The following is a 17,771-nucleotide window of genomic DNA, read 5'->3' on the forward strand; positions in this document are numbered from 1 at the left end:
TGAAAATTCGCTTTAGGAACAGGGGAGAGGGCGATGAAGGCGCATTTCGAACGGTTCGCGCGCTACAACCGCTGGGCCAACCGCCGACTCTACGCGGTGGCGGCCGAGCTGTCGGACGCCCAGTACCGCGAGGACCGCAGCGCCTTCTTCCGCTCGGTGCGGGGAACGCTGAACCACATCCTGGTGGCCGACCGGGTGTGGCTGCGCCGCATCGAGGGGGACGGGCCGACGCCCTTTGCCCTCGACGAGATCCTTTATGACGGCTTCGACGAGCTGCGCGCCGTCCGCGAAGCGGAGGACGAGCGCATCATCCGCGTCGTGGCGGAGCAGGAAGAGGCGCGCTTCGCCACGGACCTCCACTACCGCTCACTGGCCGGGCAGGCCTTCACCATGCCCTTCTCCGCGGTGCTGGCCCATCTGTTCAACCACCAGACCCACCACCGTGGGCAGGCGCACACGCTGCTGACGCAGTTCGGGCTGGCCGCGCCCAGCATCGACTTCGCCTATTTCCTGCTGGACAAGTAGGCACGCCGGCCTCTCACATCCGCCCCTCACATCCGCGACGGTGACAGGCGGAACTCCACCACCCGGCTGGTGCGGGCCAGCTTGTCGATCAGCTCCATCGGGTCCGGCGTGCCGTTGGCCTGGAGCGTGAGCTGGTATTCCAGATGACCGCTGCCGTTGCGCAGGTGGAAGGCCCAGGACACGATTTCGTAGCCGTGCTCCAGCGCCTTGACGCGAAGCACCTCCGCCGGGGGCGCCTGATCGCGCTCGAAGACGAGCATCACCTGGACCACCGTGTGGTGGGGCAGCACCGCCTCCAGACGTCGGAAGGCGCTCATCACCAGAATGACCAGAAAGGCCAAGCCGATGGCTGCGGCGTAGAAGCCCAGCCCGACGGTCACCCCGATCGCCGCCGCCGTCCAGATCGACGCCGCGGTGGACAGGCCGCGGATGGAGAAGCCCTCCCGCATGATGACTCCGGCGCCGAGGAAGCCGATGCCGGTCACGATGCCCTGGATGACGCGCGTCGGGTCACCGCCCCCGCCGTTTCCGCTTCCGATGCCGCCATACCACAGCCCCGGATAGGCGTTGACGACGGTCAGCGCCGTCGAGGCGAGGCAGACCAGCGCGTAGGTGCGCATCCCCGCCGCCCGCCCGTGGAAGGAGCGCTCGTAGCCCATCAGGATGCCGAGCCCCAGCGCCCCGACCAGATGCAGCAGGATGACCCCGTTGACGGCCAGTTCAGCCGGTGACCAGTAGGCGGACAGGTTCAGCATGACGCCCCTTCCCCCGGGACGACCGGTCCCGGGACGTCCAGTGTAGCGCCGATTGGTTGGCGAAGGATCACCCTACCCCAGCCCGCCCAGAGTCCAGCGGGCGAGAAGCGCCACCAGCATGCCCTCCGCCGTGGCCAGCATCAGCCGCAGCATCAGGCTCATGAGGTCGGTGAAGCGGTCGCGGCGGGGAAACACCTCAGCCAGCATGCCGGCGATGGCGCGGCGCAGGTTCAGGCTGACGAGGCCGATCACCAGCGCCACGACGGCGGTGCCGACCACATAATAGAGCGCGCCCTTCCAGCCGGTGAAGCTCTGCGGATGCTCCAGATAGAAGAGCGTGCCGACGACGATCCAGACGGCGGACGGCCAGACCCCCACCATGTCGGCGCCGCCGGCCGGCTTGCCTTCGCCGGGCGTCGGCATCGGAGACTCCGGTGGGGGCTGCGCGCTCCAGGGCACCGCGGCCTCCGTCAGCCCCCCGGCACGTGCCGGAAGGCCAGCACGCGGGCCGGGCGGCCGTCCTCGTCGGACAGCGGCAGCAGCAGTTCGACGAAGCGCGCGCCCGGCAGCATCGGGTCGTCGCGCACCAGAAGGCCACGCGGTTCCCCCGTCTCCAGGCAGGCGCGCAGATCGGCGTTGAAGCGCGCCGCCGCCTCGGCGGGGTGGCAGTCGCTGACCGGGCGCGGCACCGCGCGCTGCCCGATCCGGCGCTGCACCGCCCGCCCGCAGGCGCGGTAGAGGAAATCCTCGCCGCCGCGCAGCGGCTCCATCAGGCACAGGCGCGGCACGCATTCGCGGATCTGCGCGGTGTCGATGTCGCGCGCTTCCGGCATCGGACGCCCGCGGAGGACGCGGCGCCAGTGGACGTAGAGCAGGCTGGCGATCTGCGGGATCTGGTCGAGGTCGAGCGGCTCCGACCGGCAGACCGGCGGTGCGGGCGGCGGCAGCGGAACGGCTGGGGCGGCGGCAACCACGCGCACCGGCGCGGCCGCCGCGACCTCAGGCACCGGCTTGACGGCGGCAGAGGCCATGGCGGAGGCGGGCGCCGGGCGGCTGGCGAAGACCGGCTGGCGCTCCGGCCGGCCGCCATGCTTCTTCAGCATCGGCAGCGGCGCCCAGGTCGGGCAGGTGTGGTAGGAGCGCGTGACCTTCCGGTAATCCTGGCTGGTCGCCGTCCGGCACTCCCCCTCCGCGCTGTAGCGGTCGACATGGACGAGCGTGTTGTCGTCCGACAGGGCGCGGTCGCCCCCCCACGAAACGCAGGCGGCGCAGGCGCGGCTGTCCTTGGCGAAAGCGTGGGTCATCGTCGGGTGCGAACTCCGGAGGCAATCAGAATCAGGTGTGCGGGCTTCTCCCGCTGGACGAATTCGGAACACGCCGGGTTTCCGGCGCACCCCGATTGATGACGCCCTTTCGGCGCAGGTTCAAGCCTTGCCTCGCCGCCCGCTGGCGATGTTTCAGACATGTGGCCCGCGCATCATCCCACCCCTTCCCCCGCGCCGCCTTGTTCCCTATAAAGGGGCCTCGCAACGACATATTGATCCGTGCCCCCTCACACCCGCGCCCCGAAAGGGGCCAATGGCGCGAGGGGGCTTTTGCTGCACGAACGTCGAGAAGCGGACCCATGCCCAAGCGCACTGATATCAAATCCATCTGCATCATCGGCGCGGGGCCGATCGTCATCGGCCAGGCTTGCGAGTTCGATTACTCCGGCGTCCAGGCGTGCAAGGCGCTGCGCGAGGAAGGCTTCCGCGTCATCCTGGTCAACTCCAACCCGGCCACCATCATGACCGATCCGGGTCTGGCCGACGCCACCTACATCGAGCCGATCACCCCGGCCGTGGTGGCGAAGATCCTGGAGAAGGAGCGCCCCGACGCCCTGCTGCCGACCATGGGCGGCCAGACCGCGCTGAACACCGCCATGGCCCTGTCCGACGACGGCACGCTGGAGCGGCTGGGCGTGGAGATGATCGGCGCCAAGCGCGACGTCATCGCCAAGGCCGAGGACCGCATCCTGTTCCGCGACGCCATGGACAAGCTGGGCCTGGAATCGCCGCGCTCGCGCCTCGTGCGCAACATGCAGGAGGCGACCGAGGCGCTGGAGTTCGTCGGGCTGCCCGCGATCATCCGCCCCAGCTTCACGCTGGCCGGCACCGGCGGCGGCATCGCCTACAACCGCGCCGAGTTCGAGGACATCGTGCGCGGCGGCCTGCGCGCCAGCCCGGTCGGCGAGGTGCTGATCGAGGAATCGGTGCTGGGCTGGAAGGAGTACGAGATGGAGGTCGTCCGCGACAAGGCGGACAACTGCATCATCGTCTGCGCCATCGAGAACATCGACCCGATGGGCGTCCACACCGGCGATTCGATCACCGTCGCCCCGTCGCTGACGCTGACGGACAAGGAATACCAGATCATGCGCAACGCCTCGATCGCGGTGCTGCGCGAGATCGGGGTGGAGACCGGCGGTTCCAACGTCCAGTTCGCGGTGAACCCGGCGAACGGCCGCCTGATCGTCATCGAAATGAACCCGCGCGTGTCGCGCTCCTCCGCCCTGGCCTCGAAGGCCACCGGCTTCCCGATCGCCAAGATCGCCGCGAAGCTGGCCATCGGCTACACGCTGGACGAGCTGACCAACGACATCACCGGCACCACCCCGGCCAGCTTCGAGCCGACGATCGACTACGTCGTCACCAAGATGCCGCGCTTCACCTTCGAGAAGTTCGCCGGCACCGAGCCGCTGCTGACCACCTCGATGAAGTCGGTGGGCGAGGCCATGTCGATCGGCCGCACCTTCCAGGAGTCGGTGCAGAAGGCGCTGCGCTCCATGGAGACCGGCCTGACCGGCTTCAACGAGGTGCGCATCGGCGACAGCGACACGCCGGACGCCGCCGCCATCCGCGGCGCGCTGGCCCGCCCGACGCCGGACCGCCTGCTGGTCATCGCCCAGGCCTTCCGCCACGGCTTCACCGTCGCCGAGGTCCAGCAGGTCTCCAAGTACGACCCGTGGTTCCTGGAGCAGATCAAGGCCATCGTGGACCGCGAGCAGGCGATCCGCAGCGGCGGCCTGCCGACCGACAAGGCCGGCTGGCAGGCGCTGAAGCAGATGGGCTTCTCCGACGCCCGTCTGGCCGAGTTGGCCGGCAAAAGCGAGGGTGAGGTCGCCGAGGCCCGCCGCGCTGCCGGGGTCACGCCGGTCTTCAAGCGTATCGACACCTGTGCGGCCGAGTTCGCCTCCCGCACGCCCTACATGTATTCCACCTACGAGACCGACGGCACGGGTGCCGCCGAGTGCGAATCGGACCCGACCGAGAAGAGGAAGGTGGTCATCCTGGGCGGCGGACCGAACCGCATCGGCCAGGGCATCGAGTTCGACTATTGCTGCGTCCACGCCGTCTACGCCCTGCGCGAGGCCGGCATCGAGACCATCATGGTCAACTGCAACCCGGAGACGGTGTCCACCGACTACGACACCGCCGACCGCCTGTATTTCGAGCCGCTGACCGCCGAGGACGTGATCGAGCTGGTCCGCGTCGAGCAGCGCAACGGCACGGTGCTCGGCTGCATCGTGCAGTTCGGCGGCCAGACCCCGCTGAAGCTGGCCGACGCGCTGGAGAAGGCCGGCATCCCGATCCTCGGGACCTCGCCGGACGCCATCGACCTCGCCGAGGACCGTGAGCGCTTCCAGAAGCTGCTGCACCAGCTCAACCTGCTCCAGCCGGCCAACGGCCTCGCCCGGTCGCTGGAGGAGGCGGAGACGGTCGCCGCGCGGATCGGCTTCCCCGTGGTCATCCGTCCGTCCTACGTGCTGGGCGGCCGCGCCATGGAGATCGTCCACGACATGGCCGGGCTCAAGCGCTACATGGGCAACGCCGTGAAGGTGTCGGGCAAGAACCCGGTGCTGATCGACAGCTACCTGCAGGACGCCATCGAGGTGGACGTGGACGTGGTGGCCGACGCCACCGGCCAAGTCTACATCGCCGGCATCATGGAGCACATCGAGGAGGCCGGCATCCATTCCGGCGACTCGGCCTGCGCCCTGCCGCCCTACTCGCTGCCCGCCGAGACCATCGCCGAGATCGGCCGCCAGGGCGAGGCGCTGGCCCGCGCCCTGCACGTCGTCGGCCTGATGAACGTCCAGTTCGCGGTCAAGGACGGCACGGTCTACATCCTGGAGGTCAACCCGCGTGCCAGCCGCACGGTGCCCTTCGTTGCCAAGGCCACCGGCACCGCCATCGCCAAGGTCGCCGCCCGCGTCATGGCCGGCGAGAAGCTGGCCGACTTCACGCTGAACGGCCCGACCCCGCCGCACACCGCCGTGAAGGAGGCCGTGTTCCCCTTCGCCCGCTTCCCCGGCGTCGACATCGTGCTCGGCCCGGAGATGAAGTCGACGGGCGAGGTGATGGGCCTCGACCACAACTTCGCGCTGGCCTTCGCCAAGTCGCAGCTCGGCGCCGGCGTCACCCTGCCGGTCCAGGGCACCGTCTTCATCTCGGTGAAGGAGCGCGACAAGCCGTCGGCCGTGCAGATCGGGCAGAAGCTGCACGCCATGGGCTTCCGCGTCCTGGCGACCACCGGCACCGCGGCGGCGTTGCGCCAGGCCGGCGTCCCGGCGGAGTCGATCAACAAGGTGGTGGAAGGCCAGCCGCACATCGTCGACGCGATGATCAACGGCGAGGTGCATCTGGTCATCAACACCACGGACGGCGCGCAGGCCCTGTCCGACAGCTTCAGCCTGCGGCGCACGGCGCTGACCTACAACCTGCCCTACTACACCACCATGGCCGGTGCACGCGCGGCGGTGGAAGCGATTGCCGCACTCCGGAACGGCAGCCTTGAAGTCGCGCCGTTGCAGTCGTACCTTAGCGGTTCCTATTAGGACGGTTTACGGCGCGGCGGACCTCCTCCGCCGCGCCGTAGCTTTCCCAGGGCGCTGCGTCGGCATGGTGATGGATTGAACGATGGAAAAAGTTCCAATGACTGCGGCGGGATACAACCGCCTGCAAGAGGAGTTGAAGCACCTCAAGACTGTCGAACGGCCCAACGTCATCAAGGCGATCGCCGAGGCGCGTGAGCACGGGGACCTGTCGGAGAACGCCGAATACACCGCCGCGCGTGAACGCCAGAGCTTCATCGAGGGCCGCGTCGCGGAGCTGGAGGACAAGATCAGCCGCGCCGAGGTCATCGACCCGACGAAGCTGTCCGGCAGTGCGGTGAAGTTCGGCGCCACCGTCACGCTCGCGGACGAGGACACCGACGAGGAGATCACCTACCAGATCGTCGGCCAGGACGAGAGCGACATCAAGAACGGCATGCTGTCGATCCAGGCGCCGCTGGCCCGCGCGCTGATCAACAAGTCGGTCGGCGACAGCGTGGAAGTCTCCACGCCGGGCGGCTCCAAGGTCTACGAGATCGTCACCGTCGCCTTCAAGTAAGCGCGGGTTCAAGCTTCAGGGGCCGGTTCGCAAGACACCGCCCCGCCACCGACCGCGAGCCGAAATGAAACGCCCCGCACCGACAGCCGGTGCGGGGCGTTTTGTTCTCACCCATGACCTTGTACCCTTATCCTAGGGCACCCTTATCCCCGCAGCCGCTCCGCCAGGAAGGCGGTGACCCGTTCGATGGCGTCCTTGCGGGCAGACTCGTCGGTGCCGACCATCGCCTCGCCCGCCGGAGCGGTCGCCAGATTGCGGCGCTTGCGCAGCGGCGAATGAGGGGAGTCGAAGCCGTGATGGGCGTCGGGGTAGACCACCACCTCGGTGCGCTCCTTCACCGGCTCGCGGTTCGCCAGTTCCAGGCAGCGCTCCGCCGGGGTCCACTCGTCCTTGCCGCCCAGCAGCATCAGCAGCGGGCCCTCCGGCTGCCAGTCGGCGTCGCCCAGCGGCGTCCGGCAACCGGGATAGAAGGCGATGGCGGCGCGGAAACCGTTCCCCTGCCCGCCCGGCCCATAGGCGGCCAGCACCGTGCCCGCCCCCTGCGACCAGCCCATCAGGGCGATCCGGTCGCTGTCGACGTCGCTGCGCGCGCGCAAATAGGCCAGCGCCGCCCAGGCGTCGCGCTTGCGCTCCTCGGTCGCCCGGACAGGGCGGTCCTTGACCGTGCAGACCTCCGCCACGCCGCGCGGGCCGAAGCTGTCCACCATCAGCACCGCGTAGCCCTGCTCGCGCAGCGTCAGCGCCCAGTCGATGTGCCGGGCCAACACCCGCCCGGTGTTGGCGTAAAGGCCGCTGCAGCCATGCAGCAGGACGACGGTGGGATAGGGGCCGTCGGCCTTGGGACGCAGGAAGCGACCGGTCAGGGCCGTCGGGGCGCCGCTGGTCAGGTCGGCGTCGAGCGAGGGGAAGCGGACGATCTCCTCCGCATGAACGCCCGGCGTGGCCGCCACGGCCGGCGGGGAGGCGAGCAGGGGCGGCAGGGCCAAGGCGGCGGCGAGCGCCAGCGTCGGCAGGAGGAGGCGCGGCGGAAGGGCACGGCGGCGGGGTGAGGCCATCATCGTCTCCCGGTCACGGGCAAAATCGGCGGAGTCGGTTGCGCGCAAGTTTAGCACCTTCGCCGTGTGGAAGCATCGCACGTGCGAAGACGGGCAGGAATCCATTTTTGGAAACGCTCGGTGTCACAAAGTTGCGCGAGGGCCGCGCTCCCGAAACGCGAACAGCCGGCACCACATCCCATGCGCGGGGTGCGGTGCCGGCTGTCCTGGAAAAGGCTTCGCGTCGGTGCGGCGCCGCGTCAGCGGCGCGCCACTCGGGTCGAGGACTCGCCCTCGTCCTCCTCGTCATCATCCTCCAGCGAGTCGGGAATGTCCGGCGAGTCGACGTCGATCGGCACACCGGGCGTGTGCTTCGACGTGCGGATCGACAGGGCTGACTTCACATGCGACACGTTGGGCGCCGCCGTCAGCTTCGTGGTCAGGAAGCGCTGGTAGTCGTCCCAATCCTCCGCCACGATCTTCAGCAGGAAATCATACTCGCCGGCCAGCATGTTGCACTCACGCACCATGGGCCAGGAGTTGACGAGTTCCTCGAATTTCTTTAGGTCCACTTCAGCTTGGCTGGACAGGCCGACCTGGGCGAACACGGTGACACCGAACCCGAGCGCGTCGGGATTGATGTCGGCGTGGTAGCCGCGGATGAAGCCCGCCTCTTCCAAGGCGCGGACACGCCGCAAACACGGAGGGGCAGAGATGCCGGCACGCCTCGCGAGTTCTACGTTGGTCATCCGGCCGTCATTTTGCAAGTCGCGCAAAATCCGCCGGTCAATTCGGTCGAGTTTGACCCGCCGCATGGTTTGCTCGGTCGCTCCGGGGGTGATTTGAAGAAAGGATATTACACGGCGCAGCCATCCACGCCAAGCAAGAAACCCGTATCGGCGCCGGTGGAAAAACTTTCTATCGATGTATCCCGCCCCGACGCCCACCCAGGCGCGACAACCAGCCGCACCTCCAAACCATTCGTGTGACGATGCATTCCACCATTTCCGGTTCCCTTACCTGCTGGGTCGTGTCGGACGGCAAGCCCGGCATGGAAAACCAGTGCATCGGCCTTGCCGAGGCGCTGGGCCTCACCCCCGTCGTGAAGCGCGTGCGGCTGCGCAGCCCGTGGCGCCAGCTCAGCCCCTTCCTACGGTTGGGCAACCGCTTCGCCGCCGGGCCTGAGGGCGATCCGATCCGCGCGCCCTGGCCCGACCTGATGATCGGCTCGGGTCGCCAGGCCATCGCGCCGCTGCTGGCCGCCAGCAAGCAGTCGCGCGGGCGGACCTTCACCGTCTACATCCAGGACCCGCAGATCAACCCGCGGCATTTCGGCCTCGTCGTGGTGCCCCGCCACGACCGGCTGCGCGGCCCCAACGTCATGGCCACCCGCGGCGCCCTGCACCGCGTGACGCCCAAGCTGCTGGCCGAGGCCGCTCAGCGCCACGCCCCCCGGCTCGCAGACCTGCCGCACCCGCGCGTCGCCGTGCTGATCGGCGGCACCAACGGTGTCTATGCCCTGACCCCGACCATCATGGGCGACGTCGCGGAGAAGCTGTCGGAACTGGCCCGCGGCAAGGGGGCCGGGCTGATGGTCACCCCGTCGCGCCGCACCGGCGCCGACAACGAGGCGATCCTGCGCGCCCGCCTGAACGGCCTGCCGGCGGAGGTGTGGGACGGCACGGGGGAGAACCCCTATTTCGCCTATCTCGGCTTGGCCGACGCGGTGGTGGTGACCTGCGACAGCGTGTCCATGACCTCGGAAGCCTGCTCCACCGGAAAGCCGGTCTATGTGATCGAGTTGGAAGGCGGCTCGCCCAAGTTCCGCAGCTTCCACGAAGAACTCTACAAGGAAGGCATCACCCGGCCCTTCACCGGCGCCTTGGAACAGTGGACCTACCCAACGTTGGACGATACCCGGCAAGTCGCCGAAGAGTTGCGCCATCGGCTTCTCGCCCACCGCGCCAAGCACAGCGCCTGAAATCCGGTGTGCATCACACTCCGCAACGCCGCGGCGTATCAAGGTATGCTTATGCTGTTCAGACCGGAATCCTGTCAAAAGGTTCATGAACGCTAATTCATTTAGCGCGTGTGCCGCCCTGTGGTAATTCGCTTTTACCGCCGGGACGCATTGGATCTTTTTGCATGGTTTCGCCTGACGCGGTCCAGGATGCCTTCATCCGCTGCCTGGACAACGCCCCAACCAAGGATGACCCGTATCGCCACTGGCTGTTGTCGCGCGCGCTCACCGACGAGGCCGCGGAGGGCATCGCCGCACTGCCCTGGGCGCCGCCGCCGGTCGGCGACACCATGGGCAAGCGGGACACCAACAACGCCACCCGCAGCTATTTCTGCGCCCGCAGCCGGGCCGAGCATCCCGTCTGCGACGCGGTCGCCACGGCCTTCCAGCGCCGGGCGGTGACGGAGGCGATCCGGCGCACCTGCGGCGTCGATCTGGCCGGCACCTCGCTGCGCATCGAATACTGCCAGGACACCGACGGCTTCTGGCTGGAGCCGCACACCGACATCGGCGTGAAGAAGTTCACGATGCTGATCTATCTCTCCAAGGGGCCGGACTGCGCCGACTGGGGCACCGACGTGCTGGACGCCACACGCACCGTCGTCACCCGCGCGCCCTACGCCTTCAACGGGGGGCTGGTCTTCGTTCCCGCGACGAACACGTGGCATGGCTTCGCCCCGCGCCCGATCCGCGGCGTGCGCAAGTCGATCATCGTGAACTATGTCGGCCCTGAATGGCGCGCCCGCCACGAACTGGCCTTCCCCGACACCCCTGTCGCCTGAATTGCCGTGGCCTGAATTGCAGCCGTCTGGAGACCGCCCCATGTCCATGCCCACCTCCATGCTGGATCTGGACCGCTTCCGTGCCACCCCGCTGCAGCACGATCCGTTCGACTTCCTCTGCGTCCCCGGCTTCGTGAAGCCGGAGCATCTGGAGGCGCTGCACCGCGACTACCCCAAGGTGGACAAGCCCGGCTCCATCCCCCTGGGCGTCTTCCCGCAGGGCCCGGCCTTCGACGCCCTGATCGAGGAGCTGCGCGGCGAGGCGGTCTGCCAAGCCTTTTCGGAGAAGTTCGGGCTGGAGCTGTCGCGCTACCCGACCATGTTCACCGCCCGTGGCATGTGCCGGGCGACCGACGGCAAGATCCACCCCGATTCGGCCAGCAAGATCGTCACCGTCCTGATCTACATGAACCCGCCCTGGGAGGCGTCGGGCGGGCGCCTGCGCGTCCTGCGCAGCCCGAACCTGGAGGATTACGCCGCCGAGGTGCCGCCGGACGAGGGCACGCTGCTGTGCTTCCGCCGCTCCGACACCTCCTGGCACGGGCACCATTCCTTCGAGGGCCGGCGCCGCGCCGTGCAAATGAACTGGGTCCGCAACAGCGTCTACATCTGGCACGAGCAGTGGCGCCACCGCGTCGGCGCCTGGCTGAAGAACCGCAAGGGCGCCGCGCCGGTCCATTATTGAGGGGCATTCCCCGGATGGTCCCCCGGGTGGTCCCCCCGGTGGTCGGGGTGAGGCATCGTCACCATGATGGGCCGGCATGGCAGGCTTTCCGATGACAGCGCGTCGGAACTGGACCATATGTTCGGCGCGGCCCTATGGTCCGCATCAGATCAGATCGTGACGGACAGAGCGATGCCCAGCACCCACCACACCAAGGTTCTCATCATCGGCGCCGGTCCTGCCGGCTACACCGCGGCCATCTACGCGGCGCGCGCCAACCTGCAGCCGCTGATGGTGCAGGGGATGCAGCCGGGCGGCCAGCTCATGATCACCACCGACGTCGAGAATTATCCCGGCTTCGCCGACCCCATCCAGGGGCCGTGGCTGATGGAGCAGATGCAGAAGCAGGCGGAGCATGTCGGGACCAAGATGGTCTTCGACCTGATCACCGACGTCGACTTCAGCCAGCGCCCCTTCGTCTGCAAGGGCGACTCGGGCGACACCTACACCGCCGACAGCGTCATCATCGCGACCGGCGCGCAGGCGCGCTGGCTGGGCATCTCCAGCGAGGAGATCTACCGCGGCTTCGGCGTGTCGGCCTGCGCCACCTGCGACGGCTTCTTCTTCCGCGGCAAGGAGATCGCGGTGATCGGCGGCGGCAACTCCGCGGTGGAGGAGGCGCTGTACCTCACCAACCACGCCTCCAAGGTGACGGTCATCCACCGCCGCGACAGCTTCCGCGCCGAGCGGATCATGCAGGACCGGCTGTTCCGCAACCCCAAGATCGAAGTGGTGTGGGACAGCGTCGTCGAGGAGATCGTCGGCGAGGGCGACGGCTCGCTGGGCAACCCGCGCGGCGTCACCGGCGTGCGCGTGAAGAACGTGAAGTCGGGCGAGGAGCGGGTGATCCCGGTGGCCGGCGTCTTCGTCGCCATCGGCCATGTCCCGGCCACCGCCGTCTTCCAGGGCAAGGTGGAGACCGACTCCGAGGGCTACATCGTCACCGCCCCCGACTCGACGGCCACCAACGTGCCGGGCGTCTTCGCGGCGGGCGACGTGAAGGACAAGATCTACCGGCAGGCCGTCACCGCCGCCGGCATGGGTTGCATGGCCGCCCTGGAGGCCGAGCGCTGGCTGGCTCACCACGAGGGCGAGCCGAGCCCGGCGGGCAACTGGTAACCGGTGGTCGGGGGGCCGGTCGCCCGGCCCCCTCCTACCGCCGGTTCATCAAACCGTCCACGCTGAACCGCCCGGCTCCGGCGGCGATCAGCGCGAGGAAGCCGCCGATGATGGCGAGGTTCTTCATGAACTGGATGCGCTGCATCCCCTGGGCTTCCGGCGGGTAGGTCCAGTAGCGGTGGGCGATCAGCGTCGCCATGATGGTGAAGAGGACCACCGCCGCCGCGGCCAGCCGCGTCCAGGCCCCCAGCACCACGGCCAGCCCGCCGAAGCACTCCACCGCACCGCCCAGCGCGGCCAGCAGCATCGGCATGGGCAGCCCCTGCCCCTCCAGGCTCCCGGCGAACGCGCCGAGGTCCATCAGCTTGCCGAAGCCGCTCTGCACGAAAATCGCCCCGATCAGCAGCCTCGCGGCCAGCAGCAGGACATCCTGCCCGCCCGTCGCCGCCCGGTCCGCTCCCCGCGCTCGGTCGTAATTGTAGGAGGCCATGGCGCCCTCTCCCGCGTCCATCGGACATCCAAGGAGAACGCGCGGTCCCGCCCGGTTGTTTCCCCCTGTTGTTGTGTTTGGCCCAAAAAGGACGGGGCGCCGCCCCGAAGGACGGCGCCCCGCCGAATCACAAAGTCGAATCGCGAACCGCTGTTCGGCGCCGACTACTCCAGCATGGAGCGCAGCATCCAGGCGGTCTTCTCGTGGATCTGCAGGCGCTGGGTCAGCAGGTCGGCGGTCGGCTGGTCGTTGGCCTCCTCGGCGGTCGGGAAGACCTTCCGGGCGGTGCGGGCGACGGCCTCGTGCCCCTCGACGAGCTGGCGCAGCATCTCCTGCGCGTTCGGAACGCCCTGCTCCTCCTTGATCGAGGCGAGCTTGGTGAACTGCGAGAAGCTGCCCGGCGCCGGATAGCCAAGGGCGCGGATGCGCTCCGCCACCTCGTCCAGGGCGGTCCACAGCTCCGTGTACTGGGTCATGAACATGGTGTGGAGCGTGTTGAACATCGGCCCCGTGACGTTCCAGTGGAAGGAATGCGTCTTCAGGTACAGGGCGAAGGTGTCGGCGAGCACGTTGTTCAGGCCTTCGGCAATGGCCTTGCGGTCGGCTTCCGCGATCCCGATGTCGATCTGCATGGTTTCCCAATCCTCCGAGGGGTTGTCTTCCATTCGTGGCTGCAATCGAGGCTACGCCCCGCTGCGCCCCGGGTAAAGACCCTACTTTAGAAACTTTCTAAAAAGCAGCCCTGCGCAACCCGCATGCCCCGGCATGCCGTGAAGGCCACCCCGACAAGCTTGGGCGCGCCCGGTGCGGGTCAAGATGTGCGCCGCAACAGCATCCGTATCAAGCATCAGTATCGGGCGCCCCGGACACTTGGCCGCGCGGCGTCAATGGTACAGCCCGACATAGGCGACCAGATCCTGGCCCGGCACCCGCTTCACGAAGGTGGTTTTCGGCTCGATCCGGTCGCTGGCGGGGTTCAACCAGCGGTACTCCACCCAGCCCTCGCCCGAGTCCCGCGCCACCGACAGGATGTCGCGGACGATGTCGCGGCCGTCCGGGTCCTTCACGTTGATCACGCTGACCCCGACCCCGGCGGGCCGGGGCGGATAGACCTTCCACACCCCGGCGAAGTCGATGACCGTGACGTAGAGCGCGCCGTGCCTGAACTCGCCGTCGCGGTTGAACGCCGCCGCCGCCGCCTCCAGCCCCCGGGCGGCGATCAACTCCGCCGCCTTCAGCGCGACGGCGCGGACCTGCTCCCGCTCCGGATCGCCGGGCTGGGCGCGGGCAGCCGCGGAGTGGACCGTCGCGACCAGAAGAGCGGTCAACAGAACCCATAAGACGCGGAGCGGCGGCACTCGGACGAAGGCGCTGATGATACATCCCATGGCAAATCCCCCGGACCGGCCAATGCGGGAACGTGATGCGGAAAGGGGCGCCGATCGGTTCGCCCACTGTCGAAAGAAAGTCGGCCTCCGGCAATCCGCAATCCTGCGGCCTATTGCCGCAAAGTTCCGCGCGCGCCACACTGTCCCCAGCGTCCGGCACCAAAGGCCCGCCCGGCCTCCGCCGATCGATCGGCTCCATCCAACGGTGCGCGCCGGCCCGGACCGCATTTGGGAGGAGCAACGCATGCGCATCGCAATCATGGGGGCGGGCGCGGTCGGCGGCTATTTCGGCGCACGCCTCGCGGCGACCCACGGAGCCGAGGTGCATTTCATCGCCCGCGGCCGGCATCTGGAAGCCATCCGCCGCGACGGACTGCGCATCGAGAGCGAGGCCGCACCCCTGCATCTGACCGACGTCCGCGCAACCGACGACCCGGCCGAGGTCGGGCCGGTGGACCTCGTGCTGTTCGCCGTCAAACTGTGGGACACCGACCGCGCCGCGGAGGCCTGCCGCCCCCTGGTGAAGCCGGGCACCGTGGTGGTCACCGTGCAGAACGGCGTCACCGGCATGGACACGCTGTGCCAGATCCTGGGGCGGGAGCATGTGGCGGGCGGCGTCGCCCACATCGGCGCCACCATCGCCGCCCCGGGCGTGATCCGCCACACCGGGACGCTGGCCCGCCTGACCTACGGAGAGCTGGACGGGCGCCCCTCGCCCCGGCTGACCGCCTTCCACGCGCTGGCCGAGGCGGCCGGGTTCGAGGCGGTGCTGTCCGCGGCGATCCTGCGCGCGCAGTGGGAGAAATTCGCCTTCCTGGCGCCCTTCAGCGGGGTCACCGCCCTGACCCGCCAGCCCGCCGGGGTGATCCGCCGCGTTCCGGAAAGCCGCGCCCTGTTCCTCGACGCGGTGGCCGAGGTCGCCCGGCTGGCCCGCGCCCGCGACATCGATCTTGGCACCGGCATCGTCGCCCGCGTCGAGGCGCTGCTCGACGGCGTGCCGCCCGCCATGACCTCGTCCATGCTGAACGACCTGATGCGGGGCGGGCGGCTGGAGCTGCCCTGGCTGTCCGGGGCGGTGGTGCAGCTCGGCTCGGAGCTGGGGGTGCCGACGCCCGTCCACCGGGTGGTCGCGGCGGCCCTGGCGCCCTACGCCGACGGACCGCCCTGAGGAATGACACCCCAGCGGGGGCGGCGTGACGTCATGCCGCCCCTTTTTTCCATCGACAGGTCCCCCGCCACGGGTGGACCATAACCTTGAAAAGGCACTGTTTTCAAAGCACCGGACCAGTCCGGCACCCTGTCAGGGCCATGCGCGCCGCCGGTGCTTCCGGCCACAGCGTCCCACCCGGCCCACCCAGGCCACCCGGCGTTCCGGCCGATGCCCACACGGGAAGACGCCATACGGGAGGTGTGCATGACCCATACACAGATCCAGACGGCCCGCTGCGCTGCGCTGGTCGGCCCCTATCTCAGCGGCAAGACATCGCTTCTGGAAAGCCTGTTGTCCGCCGCCGGGGCGACCACGCGCAAGGGCAGCGTCCGCGACGGCAACGCGGTCGGCGACAGCTCCCCCGAGGCCAAGGCCCGGCAGATGAGCGTCGAGGTCAACGTCGCCTCCTTCGAGTTCCTGGGCGAACGCTGGAGCGTGCTCGACTGCCCCGGCTCGGTGGAGCTGGCCTGCGAGACGCAAAGCGCCCTGATGGTGGCGGACGTCGCCGTGATCGTGGCGGAGGCCGCACCGGAAAAGGCCGTGCTGCTCGCCCCCCTGTTCAAGTTCCTCGACGACAACCGCATCCCCCACCTGCTGTTCATCAACAAGGTGGACAGCTTGGGCGACCTGCGGGTGCGCGACGTGGTGCAGGCCTATCAGGCGGTGTCGGCGCGCAAGCTGGTGCTGCGCGAGGTGCCGATCCGCGAGGGCGGGAAGATCACCGGCTTCGTCGATCTGGTCAGCGAGCGCGCCTGGCACTTCAACCCGCACAAGCCGTCCAACCTCGTCCAGATCCCCGACAGCCTGAAGGACCGCGAGCACGAGGCGCGGCAGGAGATGCTGGAGGCGGTGGCCGACTATGACGACGCGCTTCTGGAAAAGCTGCTGGAGGACGTCGCCCCCGACACCCAGGAGGTCTACGACCGACTGGCCAGCGAACTGGCCGACGACCTGATCGTGCCGGTCTTCTTCGGCTCGGCGGAGAACGACAACGGCATCCGCCGCCTGCTGAAGGCGCTGCGCCACGAGGGGCCGGACGTCGCCACCTCGGCGGAGCGCGCCGGCATCCCGGCAGACGCCACGGTGGCCGCCCAGGTCTTCAAGACGCTGAACGGCTCGCACGCCGGCAAGATCAGCCTCGTCCGGGTCTGGCGCGGCACGGTCAACGACGGCATGACGCTGGGCGGGGAGCGGGTGTCCGGCGTCTTCCGCATGATGGGCCACAATCAGGAGAAGCTGTCCCAGGCGGCGGCCGGCGAGGTGGTGGCGCTCGGCCGGCTCGACAAGGCGGCGACCGGCGACCTGCTGACCGACAAGGGCAACGCCGGCCGGTCGGCGCTGTGGCCGGAGCTGCCGCCACCCGTCTTCGGCCTCGCCCTGCACGCCCAGAACCGCAACGATGAGGTGAAGCTGACCGCGGCCATCCAGAAGCTGGTCGAGGAGGACCCGTCCCTGCGTCTGGACCAGTCCACCGACACCGGCGAGCTGGTGCTGTGGGGCCAGGGCGACATCCATCTCCAGATCGCCATGGACCGGCTGCGCAACAAGTTCAACGTCACCGTCAAGGGCGTGCCGCCGCAGGTCCCCTACCGCGAGTCGATCCGCAAGGGCACGGCCCACCACGCCCGTTTCAAGCGGCAGACCGGCGGCCACGGCCAGTTCGCCGACATCCATGTCGAGGTCAAGCCGCTGCCCCGCGGCACCGGCTTCCAGTTCGAGGACGGCATCGTCGGCGGCGTCGTGCCGCGCCAGTTCATCCCGGCGGTGGAGACCGGCGTGCGCGACTACGCGGTGCGCGGGCCGCTGGGCTTCCCCGTGGTGGATTTCGCGGTACGGCTGACCGGCGGGCAGTTCCACGCCGTGGACAGCTCCGAGATGGCCTTCAAGACGGTGGCCCGGCAGGCGATGACCGAGGCGCTGCCGGCCTGCGAACCGGTGCTGCTGGAGCCGATCCTGACCGTCTCCATCGCCGTGCCCAGCGACTTCACCTCGAAGGTGCAGCGGCTGGTCAGCGGGCGGCGCGGGCAGATCCTCGGCTACGACGCGCGCCCCGGCTGGCAGGGCTGGGACGAGGTGAAGGCCTATCTGCCGCAGGCCGAGATGCACGACCTGATCGTCGAGCTGCGCTCCCTGTCGCTCGGCGTCGGCACCTTCACCTGGAGCTTCGAACGGCTGCAGGAACTGACCGGCAAGGCCGCCGACAAGGCGGTGGAGATCCGCAAGGAGACGCTGGCCGCGCAATAAATCCTCGAATTCCCTCTCCCGCTCCTTTCCGGGAGCGGGAGAGGGGGT

Annotated in this window: 17 protein-coding genes; 9 read left to right on the forward strand and 8 right to left on the reverse strand. The window is 68.9% G+C overall.

Features of this window, described 5'->3' with window-relative positions:
- Window positions 1-33 precede the first annotated feature (33 nt).
- Window positions 34-525 carry a DinB family protein gene (locus tag ABAZ39_RS11115; protein ID WP_038529372.1) on the forward strand — a complete coding sequence of 164 codons (492 nt, stop codon included), beginning with the start codon at window positions 34-36 and terminating at the stop codon, window positions 523-525.
- A gap of 26 nt (window positions 526-551) precedes the next feature.
- On the opposite strand, the gene ABAZ39_RS11120 is transcribed toward ABAZ39_RS11115, so the two are convergent.
- The 3 genes from ABAZ39_RS11120 to ABAZ39_RS11130 form a co-directional block, all read right to left on the reverse strand.
- On the reverse strand, window positions 552-1,280 hold the full coding sequence (locus tag ABAZ39_RS11120; RefSeq protein WP_038529375.1) for an MgtC/SapB family protein: 729 nt from the start codon (window positions 1,278-1,280) through the stop codon (window positions 552-554).
- A 72-nt stretch (window positions 1,281-1,352) separates the two neighbouring features.
- Window positions 1,353-1,703 carry a hypothetical protein gene (locus ABAZ39_RS11125; RefSeq protein WP_038529378.1) on the reverse strand — a complete coding sequence of 117 codons (351 nt, stop codon included), beginning with the start codon at window positions 1,701-1,703 and terminating at the stop codon, window positions 1,353-1,355.
- Between the two features lie 47 nt (window positions 1,704-1,750).
- Complete coding sequence (locus ABAZ39_RS11130) at window positions 1,751-2,584, reverse strand: PAS domain-containing protein (protein WP_038529381.1); 834 nt, start codon at window positions 2,582-2,584, stop codon at window positions 1,751-1,753.
- Window positions 2,585-2,904: 320 nt separating this feature from the next.
- On the opposite strand from ABAZ39_RS11130, the gene carB reads away from it, so the two are divergent.
- Entirely contained in the window at window positions 2,905-6,156 is a 3,252-nt protein-coding gene (gene carB / locus ABAZ39_RS11135) for a carbamoyl-phosphate synthase large subunit (RefSeq protein WP_038529384.1), read from the forward strand.
- Window positions 6,157-6,238: 82 nt separating this feature from the next.
- Window positions 6,239-6,712 (forward strand): transcription elongation factor GreA, encoded by a 474-nt coding sequence (gene greA / locus ABAZ39_RS11140; RefSeq protein ID WP_081862970.1) that lies wholly within the window; start codon window positions 6,239-6,241, stop codon window positions 6,710-6,712.
- A 143-nt stretch (window positions 6,713-6,855) separates the two neighbouring features.
- Here greA and ABAZ39_RS11145 read toward each other — a convergent pair whose 3' ends face one another.
- Window positions 6,856-7,767 carry a dienelactone hydrolase family protein gene (locus ABAZ39_RS11145; RefSeq protein ID WP_038531298.1) on the reverse strand — a complete coding sequence of 304 codons (912 nt, stop codon included), beginning with the start codon at window positions 7,765-7,767 and terminating at the stop codon, window positions 6,856-6,858.
- A gap of 239 nt (window positions 7,768-8,006) precedes the next feature.
- Window positions 8,007-8,561, reverse strand: coding sequence for an Lrp/AsnC family transcriptional regulator (locus ABAZ39_RS11150; protein ID WP_038529390.1), 555 nt, complete (start codon window positions 8,559-8,561; stop codon window positions 8,007-8,009).
- A gap of 176 nt (window positions 8,562-8,737) precedes the next feature.
- Between ABAZ39_RS11150 and ABAZ39_RS11155 the strand changes: the two genes are divergently transcribed.
- From ABAZ39_RS11155 to trxB, 4 genes are all read left to right on the forward strand, one after another.
- Window positions 8,738-9,727 carry a mitochondrial fission ELM1 family protein gene (locus ABAZ39_RS11155; RefSeq protein ID WP_038529392.1) on the forward strand — a complete coding sequence of 330 codons (990 nt, stop codon included), beginning with the start codon at window positions 8,738-8,740 and terminating at the stop codon, window positions 9,725-9,727.
- 164 nt (window positions 9,728-9,891) lie between these two features.
- A complete protein-coding gene (locus ABAZ39_RS11160; RefSeq protein WP_038529395.1) occupies window positions 9,892-10,548 on the forward strand; it encodes a 2OG-Fe(II) oxygenase in 657 nt (218 codons plus the stop codon).
- Window positions 10,549-10,588: 40 nt separating this feature from the next.
- Window positions 10,589-11,233, forward strand: coding sequence for a 2OG-Fe(II) oxygenase family protein (locus ABAZ39_RS11165; RefSeq protein ID WP_038529398.1), 645 nt, complete (start codon window positions 10,589-10,591; stop codon window positions 11,231-11,233).
- A 171-nt stretch (window positions 11,234-11,404) separates the two neighbouring features.
- Complete coding sequence (gene trxB, locus ABAZ39_RS11170; protein ID WP_035675595.1) at window positions 11,405-12,391, forward strand: thioredoxin-disulfide reductase; 987 nt, start codon at window positions 11,405-11,407, stop codon at window positions 12,389-12,391.
- A gap of 34 nt (window positions 12,392-12,425) precedes the next feature.
- Here the strand turns inward: trxB and ABAZ39_RS11175 are convergent, their stop codons facing one another.
- The 3 genes from ABAZ39_RS11175 to ABAZ39_RS11185 form a co-directional block, all read right to left on the reverse strand.
- Window positions 12,426-12,881 (reverse strand): DoxX family protein, encoded by a 456-nt coding sequence (locus tag ABAZ39_RS11175; protein ID WP_051657956.1) that lies wholly within the window; start codon window positions 12,879-12,881, stop codon window positions 12,426-12,428.
- A gap of 164 nt (window positions 12,882-13,045) precedes the next feature.
- Window positions 13,046-13,513, reverse strand: coding sequence for a Dps family protein (locus ABAZ39_RS11180; protein ID WP_035675596.1), 468 nt, complete (start codon window positions 13,511-13,513; stop codon window positions 13,046-13,048).
- A gap of 252 nt (window positions 13,514-13,765) precedes the next feature.
- Window positions 13,766-14,209 carry a cache domain-containing protein gene (locus ABAZ39_RS11185; protein ID WP_247881573.1) on the reverse strand — a complete coding sequence of 148 codons (444 nt, stop codon included), beginning with the start codon at window positions 14,207-14,209 and terminating at the stop codon, window positions 13,766-13,768.
- A 304-nt stretch (window positions 14,210-14,513) separates the two neighbouring features.
- Here ABAZ39_RS11185 and ABAZ39_RS11190 point away from each other — a divergent pair, with 304 nt between their 5' ends.
- Window positions 14,514-15,437 carry a ketopantoate reductase family protein gene (locus ABAZ39_RS11190; RefSeq protein WP_038529401.1) on the forward strand — a complete coding sequence of 308 codons (924 nt, stop codon included), beginning with the start codon at window positions 14,514-14,516 and terminating at the stop codon, window positions 15,435-15,437.
- A 246-nt stretch (window positions 15,438-15,683) separates the two neighbouring features.
- Window positions 15,684-17,723 carry an elongation factor G gene (locus ABAZ39_RS11195; protein WP_038529403.1) on the forward strand — a complete coding sequence of 680 codons (2,040 nt, stop codon included), beginning with the start codon at window positions 15,684-15,686 and terminating at the stop codon, window positions 17,721-17,723.
- Window positions 17,724-17,771 lie beyond the last annotated feature (48 nt).

The organism is Azospirillum argentinense (assembly GCF_000632475.1).
GTDB lineage: Bacteria > Pseudomonadota > Alphaproteobacteria > Azospirillales > Azospirillaceae > Azospirillum > Azospirillum baldaniorum.

Coding starts and splice junctions, on each gene's coding strand:
- ABAZ39_RS11155 (WP_038529392.1), top strand. CDS start 8,738: ATGCATTCCACCATTTCCGGTTCCCTTACCTGCTGGGTCGTGTCGGAC.
- ABAZ39_RS11150 (WP_038529390.1), bottom strand. CDS start 8,561: ATGCGGCGGGTCAAACTCGACCGAATTGACCGGCGGATTTTGCGCGAC.
- ABAZ39_RS11190 (WP_038529401.1), top strand. CDS start 14,514: ATGCGCATCGCAATCATGGGGGCGGGCGCGGTCGGCGGCTATTTCGGC.
- ABAZ39_RS11165 (WP_038529398.1), top strand. CDS start 10,589: ATGTCCATGCCCACCTCCATGCTGGATCTGGACCGCTTCCGTGCCACC.
- ABAZ39_RS11130 (WP_038529381.1), bottom strand. CDS start 2,584: ATGACCCACGCTTTCGCCAAGGACAGCCGCGCCTGCGCCGCCTGCGTT.
- ABAZ39_RS11160 (WP_038529395.1), top strand. CDS start 9,892: ATGGTTTCGCCTGACGCGGTCCAGGATGCCTTCATCCGCTGCCTGGAC.
- greA (WP_081862970.1), top strand. CDS start 6,239: ATGGAAAAAGTTCCAATGACTGCGGCGGGATACAACCGCCTGCAAGAG.
- ABAZ39_RS11180 (WP_035675596.1), bottom strand. CDS start 13,513: ATGCAGATCGACATCGGGATCGCGGAAGCCGACCGCAAGGCCATTGCC.
- ABAZ39_RS11145 (WP_038531298.1), bottom strand. CDS start 7,767: ATGGCCTCACCCCGCCGCCGTGCCCTTCCGCCGCGCCTCCTCCTGCCG.
- ABAZ39_RS11125 (WP_038529378.1), bottom strand. CDS start 1,703: ATGCCGACGCCCGGCGAAGGCAAGCCGGCCGGCGGCGCCGACATGGTG.
- carB (WP_038529384.1), top strand. CDS start 2,905: ATGCCCAAGCGCACTGATATCAAATCCATCTGCATCATCGGCGCGGGG.
- ABAZ39_RS11175 (WP_051657956.1), bottom strand. CDS start 12,881: ATGGCCTCCTACAATTACGACCGAGCGCGGGGAGCGGACCGGGCGGCG.
- ABAZ39_RS11115 (WP_038529372.1), top strand. CDS start 34: ATGAAGGCGCATTTCGAACGGTTCGCGCGCTACAACCGCTGGGCCAAC.
- ABAZ39_RS11120 (WP_038529375.1), bottom strand. CDS start 1,280: ATGCTGAACCTGTCCGCCTACTGGTCACCGGCTGAACTGGCCGTCAAC.
- trxB (WP_035675595.1), top strand. CDS start 11,405: ATGCCCAGCACCCACCACACCAAGGTTCTCATCATCGGCGCCGGTCCT.
- ABAZ39_RS11195 (WP_038529403.1), top strand. CDS start 15,684: ATGACCCATACACAGATCCAGACGGCCCGCTGCGCTGCGCTGGTCGGC.